Genomic DNA, 25,220 nt, shown 5'->3' on the forward strand with positions numbered 1-25,220 from the left:
CCCGATGCCGGGAGGGGGGCGTCGCAGCGGGGCCGCGGGGCGGCGTTCCGGCCACCGTGACCGGTGCTGCGGGCCCCGGGCCGAAACCCGCTCCCACGGGTCTGGAAGACTGCCCGACGCCATGAGCCAGTTACCCAAGCAGCCCGCCGAAGTCTCCGTTCCGACCAGCGCGGATGTCGCGCGCCTCGCCGGAGTGTCCCGGGCCACCGTGTCGTACGTACTGAACAACAACGCCACCGTCCGGATCAGCGAACCCACCCGACGCCGGGTCAGGGAGGCCGCCCTCCAACTCGGTTACGTTCCGCACGCGGCCGCCCGCAGTCTGCGCGCCGGACACAGCCGCATGGTCCTGTTGCCCTCCGGACACATACCGGCGGGACCGCTGCACCAGTATTTCTTCGAGGAACTCCAGTCGGGGCTGCGCCGCCTGGACTACACCGTCGTCCAGTACGGCAGCGTCGGGCTCACCGCCGACGAGGCGGCCACGGCCTGGGCCGAACTGCGGCCCGTCGCCGTCGTCGTACCTCCCGGCATCGCCCTCACCCCGCACGGCACGGGCATCCTGACCCGCTCCGGCGCCAAGGCGGTGATCACCCTGGGCCCCGACCCGGTGGCCGGAGCGCACGGCCTGGTGATGGACCAACGCCAGGTCGGAGCCAGCGCGGTGGAACATCTGGTGGCCCGGGGCCGTCGCCACATCGGGGTCGTCATGCCCCAGGAACCGGGCCGGTCGCCCTTCTCCGAACCCCGCCTCACCGGGGCACGACGCGCCGCCGAACCGGTGGGGGCCCGGGTCTGCCCGCTCCCGCTGCGGTACGAGGAGGAGTCCGCGCACCAGCTGGCCGCCCGCTGGCCGGAACTGGGCCTGGACGCGGTGTTCGCGTACAACGACGAGTACGCCATGCTGCTGATGCGGTCCCTCCAGGACGCGGGCGTCGCGGTGCCCGCCGACACGGCGGTGATCGGCGCGGACGACCTGCTGATCGGCAGACTGCTGCGCCCGAGGCTGAGCACCGTACGGATGGAACTGGCGATGCCGCAGCCGCTGGCCGAGACGATCGACCGCATGGTCCAGCACCCGGGCGGGCCGCCGTTCCACCACGACCTGCTCCGCACCAGCGCCGTGCACCGCGAATCCAGCTGACCGCCTCCGGCGCGACGACATGCGCGGCGCCCGGCGGATGTCTAGCGTCGGAGGCATGAGCCATCCGCAGAGTTACGAGCTCCTCCTCATCCCCGACCACAGCAGAACGCGGACCGGAGCCCCCGGCCGGCCGATCCGGTCCGCGGTCGTCGCCGCCACCGGCGAGACGGGGGCCTCGGGCTACCCCCGGTACGCGGGGGAGGGCATGGAGGCGGACGTCGACCCGGCGACCCGGACGGTGGAGGCCGTGCTCATCGACGGCGAGGAACTGGACTACGGCATGTCCGTCCGCGTGGCGGGCGCCGAGGGCGAGCGCCCGGCGTCCTGAGGATCACGAGCCGCCGGTCACGGCTGCCGCACACGACTGAGGGGCCCGCCACGCGCACCGCGATGTCCACGGTGCGGGTCGTCAGGGCCCCTCGCTCGGTGCCGTGCGCCGGTCGGGCGGCTACTGGGCCTCCGGCTGCCCCTCCCCGGCCTCGGCCGCCCGCTTCTGCTCCTCGACGGACTTGCGGACCTCGTCCATGTCCAGCTTCCGGGCCTGTCCGATGACGTCCTCCAGGGCCGCCTCGGGCAGCGCACCGGGCTGCGCGAAGACCGCGACGTTGTCGCGGACGATCATCAGGGTCGGGATCGACCGGATCTCGAAGGCCGCCGCCAGCTCCTGCTGCGCCTCGGTGTCGACCTTCGCGAAGACCAGGTCGGGGTGGCGCTCGGAGGCCGCGTCGTAGACCGGCGCGAACTGTCGGCAGGGGCCGCACCAGGAAGCCCAGAAGTCGATCAGGACGAATTCGTTGTCGCTGACGACCTGATCGAAGTTTTCCTTGGTGAGCTCGACGGTGCTCATGCTTGGGGTACCTCTTCCTGTGCCCGTGGGGGTCCTGTCGGGTCCTGTCCGGCACAACGGTGACTGCACTTGCGCTATTCCGCCTGCCCATGTGGCCGGGGCGCACACCCGCGACGACACTGTTTCCATGACTGATGCCGCTTCCATGCCTGATGCAGCGATCCCCGAGGGCTCCGAGCCCTCGCCCTACGACGTGGTGGTCATCGGCGCGGGGCCGGTGGGCGAGAACGTGGCCGACCGGGCCCGCGCCGCCGGGCTCACCACCGCGGTGGTGGAGTCCGAGCTGGTCGGCGGCGAGTGCTCCTACTGGGCCTGCATGCCGAGCAAGGCGCTGCTGCGCCCCGTCGTCGCCCGCGCCGACGCCCGCCGGGTGCCGGGTCTGCGCGACGCCGTCCAGGGCCCGCTCGACGTCGCTGCCGTCCTCGCCCACCGGGACGAGGAGACGAGCCACTGGAAGGACGACGGCCAGGTCGCCTGGCTGGAGAGCGTCGGAGCGGACGTGTACCGGGGTACGGGCCGACTCACCGGCCCCCGCGAGGTCTCCGTCACGGCCCCCGACGGCACGGAACACCGGCTCACCGCCCGGCACGCCGTCGCCGTCTGCACCGGCACCGGGGCCGTCGTCCCCGCTCTCCCCGGCATCGAGGAGGTCCGCCCCTGGACCAGCCGGGACGCCACCAGCGCCAAGGAGGCGCCCGGCCGGCTCGTGGTCGTCGGCGGGGGAGTCGTGGGCGTCGAGATGGCGACCGTCTGGCAGGCGCTGGGCTCCGAGGTGACCCTGCTGATCCGCGGCAAGGGCCTGCTCCCGAAGATGGAGCCCTTCGCGGGCGAGCTGATCGCCGACGCGCTGACGGAGGCCGGGGCCCGGATCCGTACCGGCGTCTCCGTCACCGCGGTGCGGCGGCCCGCGCCGGACGGCCCGGTCACCGTCGAGCTGGACGACGGCGGGAGCATCGAGGCCGACGAGATCCTCTTCGCCACCGGCCGGTCCCCGCGCACGGACGACCTGGGCCTGGAGACGATCGGGCTGGAACCCGGCTCCTGGCTCACCGTGGACGACAGCTGCCGGGTCGAGGGCACGGACTGGCTGTACGCGGTCGGGGACGTCAACCACCGCGCCCTGCTGACCCATCAGGGCAAGTACCAGGCCCGCATCGCCGGCGCGGCGATCGCCGCCCGCGCCGAGCAGGCCGCCCCGGACACAGCCCCCTGGGGCGCCCACGCGGCCACCGCCGACCACGCGGCCGTCCCGCAGGTCGTCTTCACCGACCCGGAGGCCGCATCGGTCGGCCTCACCCTCGCCGAGGCCGAACGCGCCGGCCACCGGGTCCGCGCCGTCGACTACGACCTCGCCTCGGTCGCCGGCTCCGGCCTCTACGCCGACGGCTACCGGGGCCGCGCCCGGATGATCGTGGACCTGGACCGCGAGATCCTCCTCGGCGTCACCTTCGTCGGCCCGGGCATCGGCGAACTCCTGCACTCGGCGACGGTCGCGGTCGCGGGGGAGGTGCCCATCGCCCGCCTGTGGCACGCGGTGCCGGCGTACCCGACCATCAGCGAGGTGTGGCTGCGGCTGCTGGAGACGTACCGAGGGTAGGAACCGCCGCCGAGCACCTGCCGTCGAGCACTTGCTGTCGAGTACCCACAGCGTCGGAAACCTTGACGTGCGATGCCGGGTCGGCGGCCGCACCCGGGAGGTGTTCAGCGCGCGGAGACCGTGTACGCGGGGAGCGAGCGATTGCCGCGCGGTTCGGCGACGGCCCGGAGCACGTCGGTCTGGCTCTGGACGAGCCGCCGCAGCGGCTCGGGCAGCGCGGCCATACGCTCCTGCGTCGCGGTGAGGGCGTGGCAGGCGGCGATCTCCCAGTCGCCGTCCTGCAGGTCTTCGGTGTCGACCGGTCGACACTCGTCCGCGGTCCAGCCGGCCTCCGGCAGAAGCCGCAGCAGCGTTTCGCGGGAGAAGGGCGTGCGGACGTTGCCCTGACCGTGCGATCCCGCGGCCTCGATCTGCCCCTGGACCAGCACGGCGAGGAGGTGCGCCAGCTGGTCGTGGGACGCGGGGGTCAAGTCCCATTCGGTGAACCACAGGCGTCGCGCCCACGGCCGTACCCGGGCGAGGGTGTCGCGCAGTTGTGCGAGCGAGGCGAAGTACCAGGAGCAGTGTGCGAGCACCACATGGTCGAAGGCGTTCTCGGGGAACGCGACCGATGAGTCGAGCACGTCGGTGGTGAAGCGGAAGTCGATGCGGGGCCCGAGCGGGCCGGCCGAGAGCCGGGCCGCCGATTCGCCGAGGGTGACCGGCGCCCCGTAGGAGGGTTCGGCCACGTCGGTGGCCACCACGCGCCCGGTGGGGCCCACCGCTTCCGCGAGGACGGCGGTCATGTCGCCCTGACCGCAGCCGAGTTCGAGGACGGTCGAGCCCGGCGTGATGTCCCAGCCCGCCACGAGCGCCGCGCGGTGGCGCGTCTGGGACAGCTGGACGTCCGGGCCGTGGTCGGCGGCGGCCATGGCGGCCGCGAGCGAGGGAGCCTTGGCGCGCAGATCGGAGGGGTTCACAGAGTCCTTCGTGATGCTCGGCTGGTCGGGTCGGCGGGCAGAAGCAGATTCTCGGTGCCCCGACAGGCCGGAGCAAGCGATATCGGGCTGAGCCGTACGGCCTGGTGCCCCGTGCCCTCCGCGTTGTCACTGGTGCCGTCTAGAGTTTTTCCCACTCGTCACGGTGCGTCGCCGTCGACGGGATTCATCAGCATGCCGCCGGTGCGGCGGCTGTTCGGAACAACGGGGAGAACAGCGCATGGGGTGGGTTTCGGCGGGCGATTACGAAGTCGCTCTGGAGGCGGGCAAGGTGGTCTGCCGCAACGGGAAGGGCCGGCGGCTGAAGTCCGTCCCGGCTTCGTTGAAGGACGATCCGGCGGTGGTCGGTCTCCGGCAGCTGACCGAGTGGCTGGACCGGCACGAGCGCCGGTGCCTGAGCGACGTCGAGCAGTGGATGGTGCGTTCGCTGCCCGTCCCCACGGCCGTGCTCGCCCGGGTCTGGCCCGACCCCGCGTGGCAGGCGGCTCTGCGGGACGTGGTGGTCACCGGCGAGGACGGCGGGGTCGCCGGTTTCCTGCGCGATGTCGATCCGGAGCGCGGTCTCGGCCTCGTCGACCTGGACGGCGACACGGTCCGTATCACCCCGGACGTCGTCCGCGTGCCCCACCCCGTCCTCCTCGACGACCTCGACGACCTTCGGGAGTTCGCGGTCGAGCTGGAGGTCCGCCAGAACGTGGAGCAGCTGTTCCGCGAGGTCTGGCACCGCCCCGCGGGACTCGCCCCGGACACCACCTCCGTGGACACCTACGCAGGCGGCGTCTTCAAGGAACTGCGCTTCCTGCACGGCCGCGTCACCCAGCTCGGGTACCGGTCGCGCGGTGGATACGCGGTCTGCCCGGTCGTCGAGGACGGCTCCGGGGTCGAGGCGCGCATCTGGATCGGCGAACACGACGGATACGACGCGTACGACACCGAGACGGGCCCGCTGGGCTGGAGCGACGCGTCGGGGCGCGCGCTGACGGCGGCCGAGGTCGGCGCCGTGGCGTGGTCCGAGGGCATGCGCATGGCGGCGGCGCTCTACGCCGGTCGCGACGTGGAGGACGAGGAGCGGGCGGCATGAGCATCACGACGAACACCGAAGCGAACACGACGGCAGCGGGCTCGGCGCCCCTTCCCGCCCAGAAGCGGGGCCGAAGCACCTCCGCCCTCGCCGACGAGGCCCGCGCGGCGGCCCTGCTGGACGCGGGCGCGATCCTCCCGGCCGGCGCCACCGACCGGGACGACGCCGACACGTTGACCGCACGCACCTACACGCACACCGCCCTCGGGGACCGCCCGGTGGTCCGGCTCGTGCCCGGCACACTCGGCGAGGCCGAGGATCTGGCCCTGGAATTCCTGGGACTGGCCCGGACCGCGGACGCCCCCGTCGTGGGACAGGTCCGCCGCGAGACGCTGGGCTTCCCGGCCTGGGCCCTGGTCAACGACCCGGCCAACGGGCACCACGCCCTCGCCCTGGTCAAGGACATCGAGCGGCTGGGCCGACAGGCCAAGACCCGCGCCGGTGCGGCCAAGGAGGGCTTCGACGAGCTCGGCACCCGGCTCGGCCGGGCCGTCCCGCACTTCCTCCCCACCTACTACGAGCAGGTGGCGCGCCTCTTCCTCCAGGCCGAGAACGCCACCTACGCCGCCTCCTTCTTCGGCAAGGCCCGCGAGGCCGAACGGGTCCACGGCCTGGTCGTGGACGAGGACCGGCAGCGCGCCGTCTTCCTGGAGTTCGCCCTCGCGGGCGCGCTGACCGTCAAGGCGCTGCGGCAGTACGTGCGCGACCTGGTGGCCCGGCTCGCACCGGCGGACGCCTGGGCGCAGTTCCGCCGACTGCTGGTCGAGCGCTGCGCGGCCGGCATGCCGCCCTACGCGGCGCTCCCGCAGGACGTACGCACACTGATCAAGGCCGCCGGGCTGGACCGCGAGAGCGCCGAACGCGAGCTGGTGGCCGATCTGATCGGCTCTCCCGGAGTCGTCCGCGCCCCCGCCTCGTTCTGGACGACCTACGGTTCCGCGCTCATCGCCCTCGCCCGGGCGGACGTGTCCGTACGGGCCCGGCTGCTCGGATTCTTCCCGGAGACCTTCAGCGAGGGCGGCCGGGACTCGGACGGTGAATCCGGCTGGCTCGCGCTGCTGACCGACTCCGGCGCCGAGGAACTGCTGACCGCCCTCCCGGGAGCCGCCGACCGGACGTCCGCCGACTCCGCCGGCCCCCTTGACGCGACCGTCTCCCCGGCGGACTGGCTCGCCCGCTGGGAGGCCTACCGGCGGCGCAACCGGGCCACTTCGGGCCGCAGCCCGCGCACCCTGGACCTCGCCGCCCGGATGACGGACCGGCTGCGCGCCGACGGACGCCCCGTCGAACTGTTCCAGGGCAGCTGGCAGCGCACCGCCGACCTGGACCTTCTCGATCTCTGCCTGGCCTCCGGGGTTCCCGTCGCCGAGCCGGACGAGGAGCAGACGGGCCGTGGCCACGGGCGGTCGCACGGCTTCTCACTGGGCCAGTGGCTCGCCGACGACGCGCCCGGACGGCGGAATCTCACCGCCGTCGCCGAACACCCGGAATTCCGCGACCTCCTGCGCCGGAACGTCGGCGGACTCGGCGACGGGCGCGGTCAGCGGCTGAGCGACGCCGGTATGGCGAAGCTGGCGGCGCACCCGGTGCTCTCCGTCCTCCTGCGCGAGTGGCTGACCGGCTGCGCCGAGGAGTACACCGCCGCGCGCGGACTCCCCGGGCTGCGCATCGCCCTCAACAAGCTCTCGCCGTTCCGCGCCGTCGTCGCGGACGTCGCCCCCGAGGCCGCGCGCCTGCTCGAAGAGCACGACATCGTCCCACTGCTCGCCGCCACCCTGCGCACCGGCGTCTTCGACGAACTGGGCTGGTCCGCGCTCGACGAGACCTACGCCGAACTGGCCGCCGAGGTCGCCGCCGTATCGCGACAGGGGAACAACCGGTCGCAGAACGTCGGTGTCACCGGCGCCTGGCCCGCGCTGATCCTGAGCACGCCGGAGCGGGCCGTCGTCGTCGGTCCGGAAGGCGTTCTGCTGCGGCACACCCTGCGACTGCCTCCTTCCACCGACCAGTGGCGGACGCCCGCCTTCCGTTTCGTCGACGGCGAGTTGCTGGTGATCTGGTGGGAGGACGGCAAGCAGCGCGGCTACTGGTCGCACCGCCCCGCCGAGGTCTTCACCGTGGGCGGCGACCAGGTCCCCCGCTGGGGCCGCCCCAGCCTCACGGACGAGGTCTGCGTTCCGCTGCCCGGCGGCGGCCGCGCCACCGGCGGCAAGGCCCTGCACGCGGGCGACACCACCCTCCCGCCCCAGCGCGCCGTCCTCGCCGACGGCACCGGCCACTGGCGGGAGGGCCACCAGGGCACCCGGACGGTGTGGCTGGAGTACGACCCGGTCAGCGGCGCCCATGGCCGCGCCTCCCTCCCGGAATTCCTCCGCTCCGGGGTGCGGGACGGCACCCGGCTGCTCGCCGAGCACTGCCAGGTGCTGCCCCTCCAGCCCGGCCTGGAGACCACCCCGTTCGGCACGGACGGCACGGTGCTCGGCCGCTGGGTCCGCCGCACCGCCACCGAGCCCGGGACGGCCGCCCCCGCCGACGGGGACCGGACCGTCGCCGGCACCCCCGACGGCCACACGGTCACCCTGCCGCACCCGCTGCCCGACGGCGCCACCGTGGTGCCGCTCGGCGCCCTCACCCTGCCCGGCGGGTCGCGGCCCGTCGCGGTCCTGCGCCACCGGTCCGTCGAAGCGCACCCGGCGGACACCGACGGCACCGGCGGCGGCCTGTGGTCCGTCGGCACCGACTCCTCCGGCGGGAACGACGCTGCGGGCACCCCCTACGTGCCTCCCGCCGTCTACTGGCACGCCCTGCGCCCGAGGGACGAGCAGGGCTCCGCCGCCCTGCGGAAGCTGACGGACGCCCGGGCCGAAAAGCTGTTCGACGAGGTCGCCGCCGCGGTCGCCCGGCACCTCAAGGCATTCCGCGCGGTCGAGGAGTACACCGGCCCCTCGTCGCGGGAGATGAGCCAGGAGGCCGTCGCCCGGGTCCTGCCCGAGGTGTCCGACGTACGGCTCCTCGCGGGCGTCACCGCGCTCGTACGGAACGCGGTGGACCGGGCCGTCGCGGTCGCCCAGTACCTGGAACCGCCCGCACCCGCGCAGCCGGTCACGCCCCAATACACCGCACGCACCCAGGGCATGTTCTTCGACCACGAGCCCGAGCACGGCGACGACACGACTCTGCGGGCCGCCACCGCCTGGGGCTCCGACCAGATCCGCGGCAGCTGGTGGGGAGGGGGACACCGGTGGACGGCGATCCGGCAGATCCTCGCCGTCAACCACGTCCTCGGCGGCGAGCCGGCGTTCGGCCCGCCCACGCCGTCGAAGGTCCCCTTCACCCCCGTGGACGGCTGGCAGCGCGACGAGTACACGGTGCCCGGGGCATCCCTCACCTGGACCACCCTCCTCGACAAGCTGCCCGAACTGGCCTACCGGGCCGCCTCGGAGGCCACCTCCCCCGAGCACCGCGCCGGGCTCCTCGTGCTCCTGGAAGCGCTCGCCGCGGGCCCGCTGGCCGACCCGGCGGGCACGGTCCGGCGGGTGGACCTCGTCGAACCGCTCGACACGACGACCCTCGGCCGGACGGGACGCCCCGAGGCCGTGCACCGCATCGGCCAGGTGCTCCGCAAGGGCTCCCGCACCGTCGTGATCCTGGCCGACCACGGCCGCAACTTCCGGGACGACGCGGCCCGCTGGCTCGCCCTCGACCACGACCCGACCGGAGCCTTCGGACCCGTTCCCGGCTTCACCCTCGACCGCGATCACGTCCACCGGCAGGGCATCGCCCGCGACCGGCTCACCCGGCTGACCGCCCTGGTACGGGAGAAGGGCCCGGCGCCCTGGCGTCCGGAAGCCGCCGAGGCGTTCCACACGGCCACCGGAATCGGCCCCCTCCAGGCCACCGCGCTGCTGTCGGCCGCCGTCAAGGAGCCCGGCGCCGAGGCGCTGGCCCTCCTCGGGGCGAAGACCCGCGCCTTCGAGACGGCCCAGGACCGGCTGGATGCCCTGCCGCACGACGAGCGGCACACCGTGCTCCGGGCGCTGCTGCCCGGGAACCCGGCCGAGCTGTGGTCCACGGGCCCCGACGTCCGGGCCGCAGCCGAGGTGTGGCGGGAACGGCTGGGTTCCCTCGTCCGCGTCCCCGAGGAGCTGGACCTCGACCTCAGCGGCGCCACGGCCGCCTCCGTCGACCTGATCCTCAATGCGGGCACCCGCAGCTGGCTCGCCCACGGCACCCCCGTACCGGACGGCAGCGCCCGACCGGCCCTCCACCGGGTGAGCGCACGCGGCGCGGTCTCGAACGCCCTGACCGCCCTGCGTACCCTCGCGTACACGCTGCCGTACGGCCACCCTCTGCGGGCCCACCTGCCGGTCGGCCTCGCGGCCCTGCGCAGCCGCCTCGCCGACCCCGGACTGGTCCTGGACCTCGGTCTGGACTGGACCGATTCGGGGGTCTCCCTCGGCCCCGCGATCCGCGCGGCGCACGGGCTCCCCGAGTCCGGCGGCGCCGAGGCCGACGGACTGGTCCGGGCCGGATCGGCGCTGCTCCTCGCCCCCGGGTACGGCGACAGCGAGAAGCTGCTGATCCGCCCGGCCGCTCTCGACGGCCCCGACGACCCGGCGTTCGGCCTGGTCGAGGGCACCGTCGGCCCGCAGCGCACCGGCGACTTGCTCGCCCTGCGCGCCCTGTTGAGCCAGGAGAGCGACAGCCTGGCCGAGGCGGGCGCACCCGACGGCTCCGCGCCCCACCCGGCCCAGGACCCGACGCGCGCGGTGCCGGACCTGGTGGCCGAGGCGGCCGACACCCTAGGCCTGAGCGCCGACGCCGCAGCGCTCTATCTGATGCTGCTCGCCCTGCCCGACCCCACCGACCGCAACTGCGTCCGCTGGACCGGGTGGAAGCCCGCACGGATCAAGAAGGCCCGCACCGAACTCGCCGCCACCGACCTCGTCGTGGAGGCGAAGCGCTCCCGCGCCGGCCGCACCCTCTTCCTTCCCTGCGGCTGGCTGGAGCGCGGCGCCCCCGGGCTGCCGCTGGAGACCTGGAAGGAGAGCCTGTACCCGTCGGCGGGGTCCGCCCGGACCCTGCCGCACCTCCCCGTCCCCGCGCTGTACGCGGCCGCCTGGACCCGGGTCCGGGGCGGCGAAGCCCCCGCCTTCGAAGAACTGAACACCCGTGCCACCCGGAAGGGCCGCCGCCGATGACGAACGACACCACGACCACCACGGACAGCTCCACCACGGACAGTGTCACCGCGGAGGGCGTCCCGGGGCAGGCGACGGCGCCCGGCCGCACGCCACGGCAGATCATGCTGCCCGAGGACCGGTACGCCACCGAGCTCGCCTTCCTCGCCGCCCACGACCCGGGGCCGCGCCCGCCCGGCTGGCTGCTCACCCCCCGTGCCGTCGTCACCTTCGTGATGGGCAGCTCGACGGACGCGCTGAGCCTGCCGAAGGGGGCCCGGCCCGCGGCCGGAGTGCCGCGCCGACTGGTGATCGAGCAGAAGTTCGTCGGTGAGCGCGCCCTGGTCGAACGGTGTGTGGTCACCCTCGCCGGGGAGCGCGGGCTGCTCCTCGTCGGCGAACCCGGCACCGCCAAGTCGATGCTCTCCGAGCTGCTGTCGGTGGCCGTCTGCGGGACCAGCGCGCTCACCGTGCAGGGCACCGCGGGCACCACCGAGGATCAGCTCAAGTACGGCTGGAACTACGGCCTGCTGCTCGCCCAGGGACCCACCGAGCAGGCCCTCGTGCCCTCCCCGGTGCTCACCGCCATGACCCGGGGCGCCGTCGCCCGGGTCGAGGAGGTCACCCGCTGCCTGCCGGAGGTCCAGGACGCCCTCGTCTCCCTGCTCTCCGAGCGGCGGATCGCGGTGCCCGAGCTGGCCGGCGGCGAGGGCGCCCAGGTGCACGCGGCCCCCGGCTTCACCCTCATCGCGACCGCCAACCTCCGGGACAAGGGCGTCTCGGAGATGTCGGCAGCGCTGAAGCGGCGCTTCAACTTCGAGACCGTGGGCCCCATCGGGGACGTGGACGCCGAGACCGCGCTCGTCCGGCGCCAGTCGCGGGCCGCCGTCGAACGCGTGGGCGTCGCCTACCAGGTGGACGACGCGGTCCTCGAAGCGCTGGTCACCGCCTTCCGGGACCTGCGCGACGGCCGCTCCGTGGAGGGCTGGGAGGTCGAACGCCCCTCGACGGTGATGAGCACGGCGGAGGCGGTCTCCGTCGCGGGCGCCCTCGGCCTGGCCGCCGCCTATTTCCCGGGCGACCGGGACGTGCTCTCCCTGCTGCCCGGCCATCTGCTCGGGGTCGTCCGGAAGGATGACCCCGCCGACACGGCACGGCTGCTGGGGTACTGGGACGGGCCGGTGCGCAGGCGCGCGGAGCAGGGTTCGGCCACCTGGCGCGCCCTGTGGGATCTGCGCTCGGTGCTGGAGAACTGACAGATGAACGAGTCGACCACTCCCGGGCCGGGCGCCACCGCCGAGGCGTCGCCCGCCACCGGCGCGCGGACCGATTCCCCGGTACGGGGCGCGGAGGGCGGGCCGGCCACCCCGGAAGCCGCGGTGGCGGCCCTCGCGGCGGCCGGTCCCGGGGCGCCGTTCCTGATCGGGGTGCGTCACCACGCGCCCTCGCTGGCGGCCGCCCTGCCGGAGCTGCTGGACGCGGCGGCCCCCGACGTCCTCCTCGTCGAACTGCCTGCCGAGTTCCAGCCCTGGCTGAGCTGGCTCGCCCATGAGGAGACCGAGGCCCCGGTGGCGCTGGCCGCCGTGCCCGCCGCCGGCCCGGCGGGTGAACGGGGCCCGGCCTTCTACCCGTTCGCGGACTTCTCGCCCGAACTGGTCGCGCTGCGCTGGGCGGCGAGAAACGGCGTCTCGGCCGTGGCCTGCGATCTGCCCATGGCCGACCGGGCGTGGTCGGAGGGCGGCCCCGGAGCATCCTCGGAACCTGTGCCGGGGGAGGGTCTCGGGCTGTCCGTCGCGCTCCGCTCCCGGCTCACCGGCCGGGAAGGCGACGACCTGTGGGACCGCCTGGTGGAGGCCCAGGCGCCCGGTTCGACACCCGAGGCGCTCCGCCGCGCCGCCCTGCTCACCGGCTGGGCGCTGCGCCATGAGGCCGAGGCGCGGGGAGGGGTGCAGCGTACGGACCTGGTGCGCGAGGCGTGCATGCGAGGACATGTCGCCGAGGCCCTGGCGAACGGGCGGCGTCCCGCCGTGGTGGTGGGGGCCTTCCACACCCCGGCGCTGCTGCTGTCTGCCGCTGGGGCGGCGGGGGTGGCGGGGGTGGCGGGGACCACCGTGGCTGCGGGGAAGGCCGGGGCGCCTGGTGTGGCTGCCGTGCCGGAGCCAGAAGTGCCGGACGTGGCTGTTGTGCCGAAGCCCGGAGTGCCGGTCCTGGCCACTGTGCTGGAACCGAAAGCGGGGGATGTGGCCACCGCGCTCGAACCGGAAGCGCCGAGCCCGGCCACCGTGCTGGAACCGGAAGTGCCGGGCGTGGCCGCTGTACCGGAGCCGGGAGCGCCGGGCCCCGACGCCGCGCCGGCCCCGGCCGCCGTGCCGGAGCCGAGCCGGGTCCGGCACGCCGACGACGCTGCCGGGGCCGCCGGGTGCACGGTCTCCCTGATCCCGTACACGTACCCGCTGCTCGACTCACGGTCCGGTTACCCGGCCGGCATCCGGGACCCGGAGTGGCAGCACACCGTCCTGGAGGCCGCCGGGGATCCGGCCGCGGTGCACGAGGCGCTGGTCCGTACCGCCGTACGGCTCTGCGCCGCCCTGCGCGAACAGGGCCACCCGTACGGCCCGGCGGACGGCCGGGAGATCGTCCGGGTCGCCGGTGACCTGGCCCGACTGCGCGATCTGCCCGCGCCGGGCCGAGGTGAACTCCTGGAAGCCGTGCAGACGGTGCTGGGCCGCGGCGAGACCTACGGCACGGGCCGCGCCGTCGCGCACGCCCTCGAACGCGTCCTCATCGGATCCCGCACCGGGCGACCCGCGCCCGCGACTCCGCGCAGCGGCCTCGGCCCCGCCGTCGAGGCCGAGACCGAGGCCCTCGCACTCCCCGGGCCGCAGGACGCGCACGAGAAGGCGCCGCGCGACCTCCGGCTCGACCCGGCGCGCTCCGCCCTGGACCGCCGCCGCGAACTGCTGCTGCGCAGGCTGACGGTGTGCGGCATCCCCTACGCGCAGGAGCAGGAGGTGACCGGCGCGGCAGGCGGGGAAGGGCTGACGACGCGCTGGCGGGTCCGGTGGACCCCGGCGACGGCCGCCATGCTCACCGCGGCCGGGGCCCGCGGGGTCACCCCGGCCCAGGCGGCCGAGGGCGTCTTGCGGCAGCGTCACGCGGCCGAGCGCGCGGCAGGCGGCCCGACCGCCGCCCAGGTCGTGCGCGGACTCGCGGAGGCCGCCGGCTGTGGGCTGCCCGCCCCGGCCGACGAACGGCTGACCGAACTGGCGGCCGTGCTCCCCGCGAGCGGAACCCTTCCCGAACTCCTCGCCGGGCTCGACCTGTTGGACAGCATTGACGCGGGCCATCTGCCGGGCCTCGCCGCACCCGACAGCCCCGAAGACCCGTCGGACGCCCCCGAAGACCCCTTCCACGGCCCTGCGGCCCCGGACGCCGCCGACGCCGCAAGGGCTGCCCGCACCGCGCACGCGGCGGAGCTGCTGACCGCCGCAGCGGTACGCCAGGTCGACGGCCTGGCCGGCTCCGAGAAGCCCGAGGAGGCCCGCGCCCTGCTCGAACTGGCCCAGCGGGCCGACCGGCTGGGAGGCATCCGGCTCATCGACGCCCTCGCCCGGCTGGCCGCCGACGGCGCCCCGTTGATCGCCGCGGCCGCCGGAGCGGTCCGCGTGCTCACCGGCCACGAGGAGGCCGGGGCCTTCGGGGAGCGGGTCGCCTCCTGGGTGGACGGAGCCGTGGACAGCACCTCCCGGGCCACGCTCACCGCCCGCCTCACCGGAGTCCTGACGGTCGCGGGCCCGCTCCTGACCGTCGGGGCCGGCGCGCTCGACCCCTTGCTGGACCGGGTCGTCGAGCTGGACGACTCCGCGTTCCTGGCCCGGCTGCCCGCCCTGCGCGGTGGCTTCGACACCCTGAGTCCGGCCGCCCGGGACCGCCTGCTGGGCACCGTCGAGGAACGGCTGGGCGAACGGGTGGACCACCTCGACGCGGACGATCCGGCCGAGCTGGCCCGCCGTACGGCCGCCGACCTCGCGGCCCGCGAGCTCCTGACCGCACTCGGCCTTCCGGTCACGGCACCCGCCCACGACGACCGGCTCCCACCGCCGTCCGTCGACCGCGCCGCGCCCCGACCCACCACGGCCGTCGGGCCCGGAACCCCTGCCGAGGCCGCCCCGGTGCCCACCATCACCGCGCCCCCTGCCGGGGCGACCCCTGCCTCAGCGTCCTCCACCGGGGCGGCCACAGAGCCGACTCCTGCCCGGACCCTCGCGCCCGCCGACCGCTGGCGGCTCGTGCTCGGCCGGAGCGCCGACCGGCTGCCGCCCGGAGCCGCCCGCCTGGCGACCGCGCTCGACGAGCTCTACGGCGCGGGACACGGCGAGGGCTCCCGCGGCGGCCTCCCCGGGCAGGACGGCTCCGGAGCGGGCGGCGGCCGGGAGCCGTCGTTCCCCGGCGTCCGCGAGTGGTCCGAGGAACTGGCCGCGCTGTTCGGCCCCGGCGTCCGCGAAGAGGTCCTGGCCGCAGCGGCCGTGACCGGGCGGCAGGACGTCCTGGCCGAGCTCGACCCCGCCGCCGCGACCCCTTCGGTGGAACTGCTCCGGACGATCCTGCAGTACGCCGGCGGCCTTCCCGAAGCCCGCCTCGCGGCGCTCCGCCCACTGGTGCGCCACCTCGTCGACGAACTGACCCGACAGCTCGCCACCCGGCTGCGGCCCGCGCTGACCGGCGCGACGACGGCCCGGCCCACCCGCCGCCCCGGGGGCCGGCTCGACCTGCCGCGCACCCTGCGCGCCAATCTGGCCACCGCCCGCCGGACCGCCGACGGCACGATCCGGGTGATCCCCGAGAAGCCCGTCTTCCGCAGTCGCGCTCGCAGATCGGCCGACTGGCGCCTGATCCTGGTCACCGACGTCTCCGGATCCATGGAGGCCTCCACGATCTGGTCCGCGCTGACCGCCTCCGTCCTCGCCGGGGTGCCGACCCTGAGCACCCACTTCCTGGCGTTCTCCACGGAGGTCGTCGACCTCACCGGGCATGTGCGCGACCCCCTCTCCCTCCTGCTGGAAGTGAGCGTGGGCGGCGGCACGCACATCGCCGCCGGGCTCCGGCACGCCCGCGGGCTGATCGAGGTGCCCTCCCGGACCCTCGTCGTCGTCATCAGCGACTTCGAGGAGGGCGCGCCGCTCGCCGGACTGCTGGCCGAGGTGCGGGCCCTGGTGAACACCGGTTGCCATGTCCTCGGGTGCGCGAGCCTCGACGACGCCGGCCGGCCCCGCTACTCGACGGGCGTCGCCGGACAGCTCGTGGCCGCCGGTATGCCCGTGGCGGCCCTCAGCCCACTCGAACTGGCCCGCTGGATAGGGGAGAAGACCGCATGAACGACGACCGGCTGCCGCCCGTGGCACCGGAGGTCACGGCCACGCTCGTGGAGGACCTCTCGCCCCGGCTGCGCAAGCGGCTGGACGCGGCGGTCACCAAGCTCGCCGCCCGCCCGACGCACCGTGACGGGGACACCACGACGATCGAGGTCGACGACGAGACCGAGCTGCGCCTGCACGCCCCGGGCGGCGTGGTGGCGAAGGCGGAGGACATCACCTGCGGCTGCCTCCTCGCCCCCGCCTGCGTCCACCGCGCGGCCGCCGCCTGTGCCGCCCCCACCGCCGACCCGGCGCCGGAGCCCGCCGAACAGCCCACCCCCGAAGCCCCCGGACCGCCCTCAGCTGCGGACCTCGGCAACGCCTCCCCGCCGGAGACGGCGAGCCCGGCCCAGCGCGCCGCCGCCGATGCCCTGTGGGCGGCGGGCGCGGCCGTGCTGGAGGCCGGCGTCGACGGGGCCGGGGCCGTCACCCAGTCGGCCCTCCTCCGTGCCGCGCACACCGCCCGGCTCCGTCATCTGCCGCGGGCGGCGGGCGCCGCACTGGCGGTCGTCACGCTGCTGCGCGCGGCCCGCGCCGGGGACCCGTCCTACCGCACCGCCGACCTCGTCACGGCCCTGGCCGAACTCCTGGGCACCGCCCGCCGCGTGGGGACGGCGTCCGGAGCGGAGCTGGCTGCCGTCCGGGGCCGCGCGCGCCGCCCGTACAGTCCGGACGGCTCGCTTCGCCTGTACGGCCTGTTCACCGAACCCGTGGTCACCGACTCGGGGCACGGCGGCGTCCGCACCTGGGTCGCCGGAGCCGACGGCCGCCTCTTCACGGTCGGCGACGTGGCGCCCGGCGGCGCGGGGCGCGCCCTCGGTGTGGCCGACCGGGCGGTGCGCCTGGGGGACAGCGCGCTCACCCACCGGGAGCTGGGCCGGGCGGGCCTGGCCGTGTCGGGGGCGACGGTCTCGCCGGACGGCAGACTGGGCGCCGGAAAGGGCGTCAGGGCCGTCACCGCCCGGGGTGCGGCGTGGACGGAACCACCGCTCGCCGCCCTGTGGGAGACACCGCCGTCCGAACAGGTCGCCCGCGCCCTGCGGTCCACCTCCCGCTACGCGGACCCGGACGGCGGCGGCAGCGACCTGCTCTTCCTGGACGTCGAACTCCTCGGCGCGGTACGGGAGCCGGGCAGCACCTGCCTGCTGGCGCTGTGCGAGGGAGGCGTTCGGGTCCGGCTCGCCGTCGCCGACGACGAGCCCGCGCTGGCGCACCGCGACAACCTGGCACTGCTGGCCGCGGCGCCGGGGGCCCGGCTGAGGATCATCGGCCGCCTGGCTCCCGCCCCGCACCCCCGGCTCACCCTCCTCGCGTGCTCGCACCCCACCGGCGCGGGCACCATCGACCTCGGTCTCGACCGGCTGCGCCGCGCCGACCTCCCGGACCCGGCCGCCCCCGCGCACTTCGCCCCGCCGCAGCCCTCCGGTTCCGTCGGGCAGTCGCCCCTGTATCTCCTGGAGCGCCGGGTCGAACAGACGGTTCCGGCGGGCCGCGCCGCCCTCGGCATGCTGGGCGATGTCACCGCCGAGACCTCGCGGATCCGCCGCGCCGGCCTTCCCACGGCCGCCGGACTCCTCACCGCCCTGTGCGCCTCGGCGGCCCGGCGTGATCGCGATCTCTTCGGTCGCCTGCTCCCGGCCGACACCGACGGCTTCGCCGCCTACTGGCTGGCCGCCGCCCGCTACACGGCCGCCGTGGCCGAATCCCTGTGCTCAACTGCCTGGGATCCGACCACGTAGGACACACCGTGGGAACGCGGGTGTCAGAGCCGTTCGATCCAGATGTTGCGGAACCTCGGGTTCTCACCGGGGTCCCCGTGGTCCTGCAGTTTGATGTGGCCCGGGGCGGGGCCCTCCGGACGGCCCGCCCCGGTCGGTCCGGCGATGGCGACGTCCCTGTGCACCAGCTTGCCGTTCCACCGGAGCGTCACCCGCGCGTCCTCGACCTTCTTCCCGTCGCTGTCGAAGCGCGCCGCCCGGAACTCGATGTCGTAGCGCTGCCAGGTGCCGGACGGTGTCGCCGCGTTGATGTCGGGGGCCTTGCGCAGATAGATCGATCCGGCGTCGTTGGTGGCGGGTACGTCGACCCCGAAGGACTCCAGGATCTGGAGTTCGTACCGCTCCTGGATGTAGATCCCGCTGTTGCCCCGGGCCTGTCCGGTGACGTCCGGCGGATAGTGGGGCTGGAACCACTCGGCGTGCATCCGGAAGTCGCCGTACTTCTCCTTCGTCCGGATGTCTCCGCCGAGAGACTCCATGGAGCCGTCCGCCACCGGCCACGTCGCCGGACCGCCGTCGTTCGACTCCCAGGCGTCGAGGTCCGAGCCGTCGAAGAGAGTGGTGCGCTTCGTCGGGGTGACGGTGAGGTTGTCGAGGTTCACATGGCCGTCGTCCTCGGGCTCGTAGGCGTACGTGATCGTGTTCGCGCCCTTGCGCAGGGGCACCGATTCGATGTGGGTCGCCCACGTGTTCCAGGCGACGGTGGAGTTCAGCCAGATCTGCTTGTGGCGCTCGCCGTTGACGTACAGGGTCATCGACCGGGGCTTCGGCTCCGGGTCGGAGTTCTGCCCGTTCGCGTACCGCAGGGCGAGGTCGTGCTTCCCCTTCTTGTCGGCGCGCACCGCGAAGGTGGTGCGGGAGCCCGGCTCCCAGTTGTTGTCGATGAAGCCGGTGCCGGAGTAGCCGGAGTGGTTGTCGTTGAACTTGGTGCCGCCGGCCAGCGAGGCGGACTCCGCCTCGTACACCGGCGGCGGCTTCGACCCGTCGGGCAGCGTGTTGAGGCTGTACCAGGCCTCGGTGCTCCACAGCTCCTCGCCGCTCGCAGCCGCGAACGGGCGCGGGGACTGCACATGCACCACGTGGCCGGGGCGCAGACCGTCCATCTTCAGTGTCACGGTCCTACGGTCCGAGGAGAGCGTCGCCGAGGTGACGTCGAGGGTCTCCTCGTCGGCCTTCGGGCCGCCGTACCTCGGAGTCGCCACGTAACGCCACTGCTGCGCCTTGTACTTGGCCGTCAGATCCTCGGCGGTCTCCTCGGAGAGCGGCTGCGTGTACTCGATCTCGAAGCCGCCGTCGACCGCGCGCATGGCACGCATGTCGAAGGCGTCGTCGCCGGTGAGCGCGAGCTTCTGGAGACCGAACTTGAGCTTGCCCTCCTGGCCCCAGTTCCCGGAGTCCCCGATGCCGCCGGCGTAGATCGCCCCGTCCGGGCCGAGGCTGATCCGGTTGACCCCGGCCTCAAGCCCCTGCGTCATCCGGAACACCGCGCCCTGGTACTCGCCGCCGACCTTCTCCAGGAACGCCCGCTGAAGGCCGCCGTAGGTCACGTCACCGAACACCATCTGCCCGGCGAAGGGCCCTTCGGGCAGCAGGAGCGGGTTGCTCGGCGAGTTGGAGATCTCGCCGTGCGGCAGCCAGAGGACGGGCTCGGTCACCGGCTGGTCGTCGTAGACGCCGTCCGGGTTGGTGTGGTGGTTGTAGAAGGCGCCCTGCTTGATCCGCACCAGCTTCGACGTCGGCACGTACGCGCCCTGGTTGTCGGTGGCGAAGATGTCGCCGTCCGGGCCCCAGCCGAGGCCGTTCGGTGTGCGCAGCCCCCCGGCCACGTACGACACCTTGCCGGTCTTCTTGTTGATCTTGAGGGTGGAGCCGCGGTTGGGCACGTTCTGCGGGTCCTGGGTCGCACCGCCCGGCACCATGGCGATGCCCGTGCTGACGTAGAAGTTCCCCTTCTCGTACAGCAGCCCGAACGCGAACTCGTGGTAGTTCCCGCCGAACGGCCAGGTCGCGATCTGCCGGTACTCGTCGGTGACCTCGTCGCCGTCCTTGTCGACCAGCGCGGTCAGACCGTCCTTCTCGGAGACGTAGAGGGTGCCGTCGACGTACTTGAGGCCCATCGGCTCCAGCAGGTTCTCGGCGACCAGCTTCTTGGTCACCTTCGACGGGTCGGTGTTCCCGGTGACGTGGTCGAGCAGATACACCTGCCCGAGCTCGCTCTCCCTGCTGCCGCCCCAGGTGCTGACGGCCAGCCGGCCGTCCGGCAGCCAGTCCATGCCGGTGACCTGCGGTTCGAAACCGTCGGGGCGCAGATCGGTCAGCGTGTAGTCGGGGTGCACGCCGGCCAGCGGCAGGCCGTCGCCCGGTGACTCGTCGATGCCCTCGCACAGCTTGCGGCCCGGCGAGGTGACCCGGGTGACGTCGGCGTCGGTGCTGAGCACCGAGGTGGGGACGACGGTGTACGCGTCCGACCCGGGCGGCCGCCACTCCAGCAGGAGCCGCTGGTCGTACTCGCCGTCCCAGTGGTCGATGCGCAGGGCGTGGTGGCCCTCCGTCAGTTCGGCCGAGCCTTCCTTGGGCTGGGCGCCGTGCTTGCCTCCGTTGTCGATGATCTCCGTGCCGTCGATGAGCAGCCGGGATCCGTCGTCGCTGGTGATGCGGAAGTCGTACGTCCCGGCCGACTCGACGTTCAGGTACGCGGTGACCTCGGTGACGAACTTGCCGCTGAGCCCGAAGTCCTCGGCGGTGGTCCAGTCGATCGTCGGCTTCAACTCGTCGACGTTGGGCGTCTGCCCCGGCTTGAGCGTGCAGAAGTCTTCCAGAGCCATCTGTACGTCGAACACCCGCATGGTCACGCCCGGTTCCTGGGGCGGTATGTCGGGGGGCTGGGCGGCGGCCTGACCCTGGGTGAGGGACACGAGGAACAGGGCTGAGACGAGTACGGCCAAACGCCGCATGGGCCTTCCTCCTTGAGGGCCGAGGCAGCCGGCGGTCCGGTGGCTGACGGGCTGCCGTTCACAGTGAAGGGCAGCCCCCACGGAAAAGGCAACGGGTCGGCAAGCGCTTTCTGTCTATCGTTGGAAAGTCTATGGGTCGAAGATCGCTGAACTCGTGCCCGAGTGGCCTGCTGGGGCGTGGAAAGCGCTTGCGTCCAGACAGTGATTTTTCAGGGGTGCCGCTTACCGGAGCGACCGCCGGGGCCGCTCCGGATCCTGTCTCCTCCGGGCGGCGCCGACGTCAGGCTCCGCCCTTCCGGCGGCGTGCGCGCTCGAACTCGGCGACGTCCGACATCCAGCGGCCGTGCGGTCCGAGCGCGGCGCAGCCACCCCGGACGAAGGCGCCGACCAGCTTCCGGTACCCGCCGATCCCGTCGACCAGGCTGTACTCGACCCGGTACTCCGGATCCGCCCCGCCCACACCCGCACGCACCGTCGTGACCCGGGCGATGGAGTCCGCGTAGAAGTGGAGCTGGATCCCTTCGCCCATCGCCTCGTCCTCGATGGTGAACACCTCGTTGTCCGCGGCGGAGCGATCGCCGACGAACTCCCAGAACGCCGCGGTGGCGGTGCGGGGACCGCCCGAGAGCCACTTCTTCTCGACGCCCTTGTCGTCGGTGAACGACAAGGCCGTCTTCCTCGCACCTCCGCCGGCATCGGCGCCGCCCCCGCCGGCCTCCTCCTCGTCCTCCACGGGCGTGCTCCTGGAGCGGGCGGCGGCCTCCGAGCACATCAGGAAGCTCACGGTGCGCACCGCGTCGTCGGCGAGCGCGGGGTGCGCACGGCGCACGGCCGCCTCGACCGCCGCCGCCATCCGATTCCAGTCGCCTTTGTCCGTGGCACGCTTTCCCCGTCGCGGATCGCGGCCGATCAGCATCCCGGCGGACGCCTGCTCCGCGGTGGCGATCACCCGCAGGACCTCGGGCAGCAGCGCGGGGTCGACGGCGTCGGGCAACCGCCTCGGAACCGTGGACCCGTGCGCATACTGGCCCGTGTACCGCAGAAGCGCGGCGTCGAGCGGGCCGAGTACGGCTCCACGCTCGGCGCGACGGCGGTCCGCGCGGTACTCCTGGGCCCGTTTCGCGTCGGCCGTCTCCGTCGCCGTACGCATCGCCGCGCAGACCTCACCGTTCTCCAGCAGGCCGATGTCGGCCCCGTGCGCGACGAGCCGGCCCCTGTCCCACGGAATGCGCCGGAAGAGCGCGTCGACATCCGCGGGCGAGGAGAGGAGGATCGGGTCCAGCAGCGCGGCGGCGGCGTTCTCGTCCAGCCGGCCGCGGGTGCCCGCGGCGTCGCACAGCGGAAGAACCGCACTCCACAGCAGCAGGTGCCGGCCCAGATCCTCCCGGATCACCGCGAGATGGGCTTCTTCGACCGGGAACGTGAAGGTGCGGGGCTCATGGTTGGCGTCGGCCCCGGCGCCCAGCATCAGCTTCAGTCCACCGCCGTCGCGGACCACGTTCGGGATCCAGCCGCTCCGGCGGGTGAAAACTATGTCGTTCATGGGCCCAGTCTTCCCCACCGGAGGAGGCCGGGCCCCGGGCGGCGGTTCGGCGGCCGCGCCCCGGGACCGGTGATGCCGTCCTTCAGGGCTTCCTGGCCACCGCGCCGTACATGGCGATGTCCCGGCTGTCGACGCCGCTCTGCTCCGGACCGGGGCGCCAGGTGTGCACCTGGGTGACTCCCGGGTCCTGCAACTCCAGCCCGTCGAAGAACGAGGTGGCTGTCGGCAGGTCACGCAGGACGAAGGGCATGCCTTGCTGGCGGTACTCCTGCGCCACCCGGTTGACCTCCTCCGGTGCGAAGTCCGCGGTGCCGATGGTCATGGCCAGATAGCTGCCGGACGGCAGCGGATCCAGCAGCCGGGTGATCAGGCGCCGGTCGTCGGGCGGCAGGATGAAGTGCATGATGCCGATCACCATCAGGCCGACGGGCCGGTTCAGGTCGATCAGCTCCTGGAACTCCTGACTGCCGAGGATGGCGTCGGGGTCGTGCATGTCGGAGTCCACGTACGCGGTGGCGCCCTCGGCCGAACTCTGGAGCAGGGCCCGCGCGTGCGCGAGCACGATGGGGTCGTTGTCCACGTAGACCACATGCGACTCCGGCGCCACCTCCTGCACGATCTGGTGCAGGTTGGGAGGGGTCGGCAGTCCCGTACCGATGTCGAGGAACTGGCGGATGCCGCACTCCTCGGCGAGGAAACGGCCGGCGCGGTGCATGAACCGGCGGTTCTCCATCATGTGGACCGGCAGGGCGGGCCAGTGGCGGCTCATCGCGTCGCCTGCTTCGGCATCGACGGGGTAGTGGTCCTTCCCGCCCAGGATGTAGTCGTAGACCCGGGCGGAGTGGGCCCGGGAGGTGGCGAGTCCGCTCTGCCGGTCTTGGGGGTTGCTCATGCGAGGCCTCTTTCGGTGAGGTGCGGCTTGTTCGACGGTATAGGGCGGTGTCGGGTGCGTGCGCGGCCGGGACCACGACCGGCCGCGGCGGCCTGGGTGACGCATCCGGCTCGCTTCTCTCCCCGTCGCCGGGCTACGGGCCCGACCGGGCTTGCAGGGCGATGACGGCGATGTCGTCCCGCCGGTTCTGGGCGGCCGGCAGGAGCCTTCGGATCAGTGCCGCCAGGGGCACCCCCGCCCGTACCAGGGCTTCGGTACGCCGGCGCAGACGCCGAAGGTTGTCGCCGATGTCCGTGTCCGGTGTCTCCACCAGCCCGTCGGTGTAGAGGACCAGGGTGTCGCCTTCCCGGATGACCGTGTGGAGATCGGTACGGGGCAGGCCGTCGGTGACGCACAGCGGAGGGTCCGGGGCCGCGAGGTCGTGCAGATAGCGCGGCGGCGCGTCGCGAGGGATCAGCAGCGGCGGCGGGTGACCGGCGTTGGACAGGGTGACACGCCAGACGCGCGGGGCCAGCCGGCGGATGACCGCGTGCACCGCCGTGACCATCGACGGCCCGTCGAGCGCCTGCACGATGTGGTCGAGCCGGCTCAGGGTGGCCGCCGGGCTGGCGGCCGGCCCGCTGTCGTAGGCGAGCCCTCGCAGCAGGCTGTTGACACGGCCCATCGCGGCGGCCGCGTCCAGATCATGGCCGGCGATGTCGCCGATGGACAGGGCGAGCGCGTCCGCGGAGAGCCTGACCGCGTCGTACCAGTCCCCGCCGACTTCCGCGGCCGAGTCGGCCGGATGGTAGAGAGCGGTGATCGAGATGCCGTCGACGGCCGACGGGGGAGAGAGGAAGGACTGCTGCAGGGCGAGCGCCTTGTCGCGGATTCTCTGCAGCTCCATGGTGCGGCGCAGAGGGCCGCTCATCTGCTGGAAGACGTCCTGCAGCAGGTTCAGATCGGCCTCGTCCGGCGGCGGGTTCCCCCGGCAGGTCGTCGTGGTCGCCAGGGCGACGGCCCGGCCGTCCACCACGACGGGAAGCAGCGCGACGCTGGTCGCACCGGCTTTGCGCAGCCACCGTACGGACGCCTTCGAGAGGCCGTCCTCGGGAGGCTCGCCGGCCGGGAAGGTCAGCAGGCGGGCCTCCTGGCTCTCGATGACCTGACGTGGGGCCGCCCCCCAGAGGATGTCCCGGTCCAGCGGGTACAGGGACGGCAGTCCGGGCGCCAGCCCCACGCTCTCCGTCGACGCCGCGGACGCCACAACGTCGGCGAGCCCGTGACCGGGCCCGGGCTCGCCCTGTACGTGGAAGACGGCGACGGCGTCGGCGAGTTCGGGGACGACGGCGGCCGCGGTCGTCAGGAACGCCTCGGACAGGTCGTGCGCGGCCGGTACCGCCGCCATACGGGCCAGCAGCTTCTCCCGCATCCGATTGCGCCAGTGTTCCTCGGCGTCGGCGGCCGTGCCGACCCATTCGGTGTCACCCGCCTCGTCCAGGACGGGCACGGCGATGATCTTGATGTGGCGGAAGCGATCGGGGGTGTCCTTGAGCCGCACCCGTACGATCGTGTCGAGCGGGGACCTCTCCACGGTGGTCCTGCGCCAGGCCCGGCGGAACCAGTCCCGGTCCTTGGGGTGCACGGCGTCCATCCACGACGTTTCGCCGTCCGGGTGCCACAGCTGCTCCTTCATGCCGCTGCGCGACAGAAGCGTGACGACGCCGTCGGCGGACAGCACCCAGACCGACTGCGGCACGGCGCTCATCAGCGCCGTGTAATGCCGGAGAAGACGTTCCTGATTCACCGCCCCCGCCTTCGATGTCGCCCGACG

General features: G+C 73.8%; 14 protein-coding genes. 8 read left to right on the forward strand and 6 right to left on the reverse strand.

All coding sequences use genetic code 11. From position 1 onward, the window contains the following. The first annotated feature begins 121 nt into the window (after positions 1-121). Together ACSMXR_RS33840 and ACSMXR_RS33845 are read left to right on the forward strand one after the other, a co-directional pair. Entirely contained in the window at positions 122-1,144 is a 1,023-nt protein-coding gene (locus ACSMXR_RS33840; protein ID WP_218523814.1) for a LacI family DNA-binding transcriptional regulator, read from the forward strand. Positions 1,145-1,199: 55 nt separating this feature from the next. Further along, positions 1,200-1,472, forward strand: a complete 273-nt coding sequence (locus ACSMXR_RS33845) for a hypothetical protein (protein ID WP_030081637.1) — start codon at positions 1,200-1,202, stop codon at positions 1,470-1,472. A 120-nt stretch (positions 1,473-1,592) separates the two neighbouring features. Here the strand turns inward: ACSMXR_RS33845 and trxA are convergent, their stop codons facing one another. Next, positions 1,593-1,991 (reverse strand): thioredoxin, encoded by a 399-nt coding sequence (trxA, locus tag ACSMXR_RS33850; protein WP_137228133.1) that lies wholly within the window; start codon positions 1,989-1,991, stop codon positions 1,593-1,595. 145 nt (positions 1,992-2,136) lie between these two features. On the opposite strand from trxA, the gene ACSMXR_RS33855 reads away from it, so the two are divergent. After that, a complete protein-coding gene (locus tag ACSMXR_RS33855) occupies positions 2,137-3,588 on the forward strand; it encodes a dihydrolipoyl dehydrogenase family protein (RefSeq protein ID WP_381850714.1) in 1,452 nt (483 codons plus the stop codon). 104 nt (positions 3,589-3,692) lie between these two features. On the opposite strand, the gene ACSMXR_RS33860 is transcribed toward ACSMXR_RS33855, so the two are convergent. Then, complete coding sequence (locus ACSMXR_RS33860; protein ID WP_473170639.1) at positions 3,693-4,547, reverse strand: methyltransferase domain-containing protein; 855 nt, start codon at positions 4,545-4,547, stop codon at positions 3,693-3,695. Positions 4,548-4,785: 238 nt separating this feature from the next. Here ACSMXR_RS33860 and ACSMXR_RS33865 point away from each other — a divergent pair, with 238 nt between their 5' ends. Genes ACSMXR_RS33865 through ACSMXR_RS33885 form a run of 5 tightly spaced genes read left to right on the forward strand, consistent with a single transcriptional unit; the run spans position 4,786 to position 17,979 of the window. Further along, positions 4,786-5,646: a DUF4132 domain-containing protein gene (locus tag ACSMXR_RS33865; protein WP_381850720.1), complete on the forward strand. Its 861-nt coding sequence runs from the start codon at positions 4,786-4,788 to the stop codon at positions 5,644-5,646. Next, entirely contained in the window at positions 5,643-10,847 is a 5,205-nt protein-coding gene (locus tag ACSMXR_RS33870; protein ID WP_473170640.1) for a hypothetical protein, read from the forward strand. The genes ACSMXR_RS33865 and ACSMXR_RS33870 overlap by 4 nt, the downstream gene beginning before the upstream one ends. After that, complete coding sequence (locus ACSMXR_RS33875) at positions 10,844-12,082, forward strand: ATP-binding protein (RefSeq protein WP_473170641.1); 1,239 nt, start codon at positions 10,844-10,846, stop codon at positions 12,080-12,082. The genes ACSMXR_RS33870 and ACSMXR_RS33875 overlap by 4 nt, the downstream gene beginning before the upstream one ends. Before the next feature lie 3 nt (positions 12,083-12,085). Next, complete coding sequence (locus ACSMXR_RS33880; RefSeq protein WP_473170642.1) at positions 12,086-16,201, forward strand: vWA domain-containing protein; 4,116 nt, start codon at positions 12,086-12,088, stop codon at positions 16,199-16,201. Then, a complete protein-coding gene (locus ACSMXR_RS33885; RefSeq protein WP_473170643.1) occupies positions 16,198-17,979 on the forward strand; it encodes a hypothetical protein in 1,782 nt (593 codons plus the stop codon). The genes ACSMXR_RS33880 and ACSMXR_RS33885 overlap by 4 nt, the downstream gene beginning before the upstream one ends. Positions 17,980-18,002: 23 nt before the next feature. On the opposite strand, the gene ACSMXR_RS33890 is transcribed toward ACSMXR_RS33885, so the two are convergent. From ACSMXR_RS33890 to ACSMXR_RS33905, 4 genes are all read right to left on the reverse strand, one after another. Continuing rightward, the gene (locus ACSMXR_RS33890; protein WP_473170644.1) at positions 18,003-20,972 is read right to left on the reverse strand and encodes a 3-keto-alpha-glucoside-1,2-lyase-like domain-containing protein; all 2,970 of its coding nucleotides are present in this window, start codon (positions 20,970-20,972) and stop codon (positions 18,003-18,005) included. A gap of 280 nt (positions 20,973-21,252) precedes the next feature. Next, positions 21,253-22,515 carry a DUF6357 family protein gene (locus ACSMXR_RS33895; RefSeq protein ID WP_473170645.1) on the reverse strand — a complete coding sequence of 421 codons (1,263 nt, stop codon included), beginning with the start codon at positions 22,513-22,515 and terminating at the stop codon, positions 21,253-21,255. A gap of 82 nt (positions 22,516-22,597) precedes the next feature. Continuing rightward, positions 22,598-23,407: an SAM-dependent methyltransferase gene (locus ACSMXR_RS33900; RefSeq protein ID WP_137228117.1), complete on the reverse strand. Its 810-nt coding sequence runs from the start codon at positions 23,405-23,407 to the stop codon at positions 22,598-22,600. A 133-nt stretch (positions 23,408-23,540) separates the two neighbouring features. Further along, on the reverse strand, positions 23,541-25,193 hold the full coding sequence (locus ACSMXR_RS33905; protein WP_137228115.1) for a SpoIIE family protein phosphatase: 1,653 nt from the start codon (positions 25,191-25,193) through the stop codon (positions 23,541-23,543). Positions 25,194-25,220: the final 27 nt, after the last annotated feature.

This window comes from Streptomyces sp. DSM 106670 (assembly GCF_055792845.1).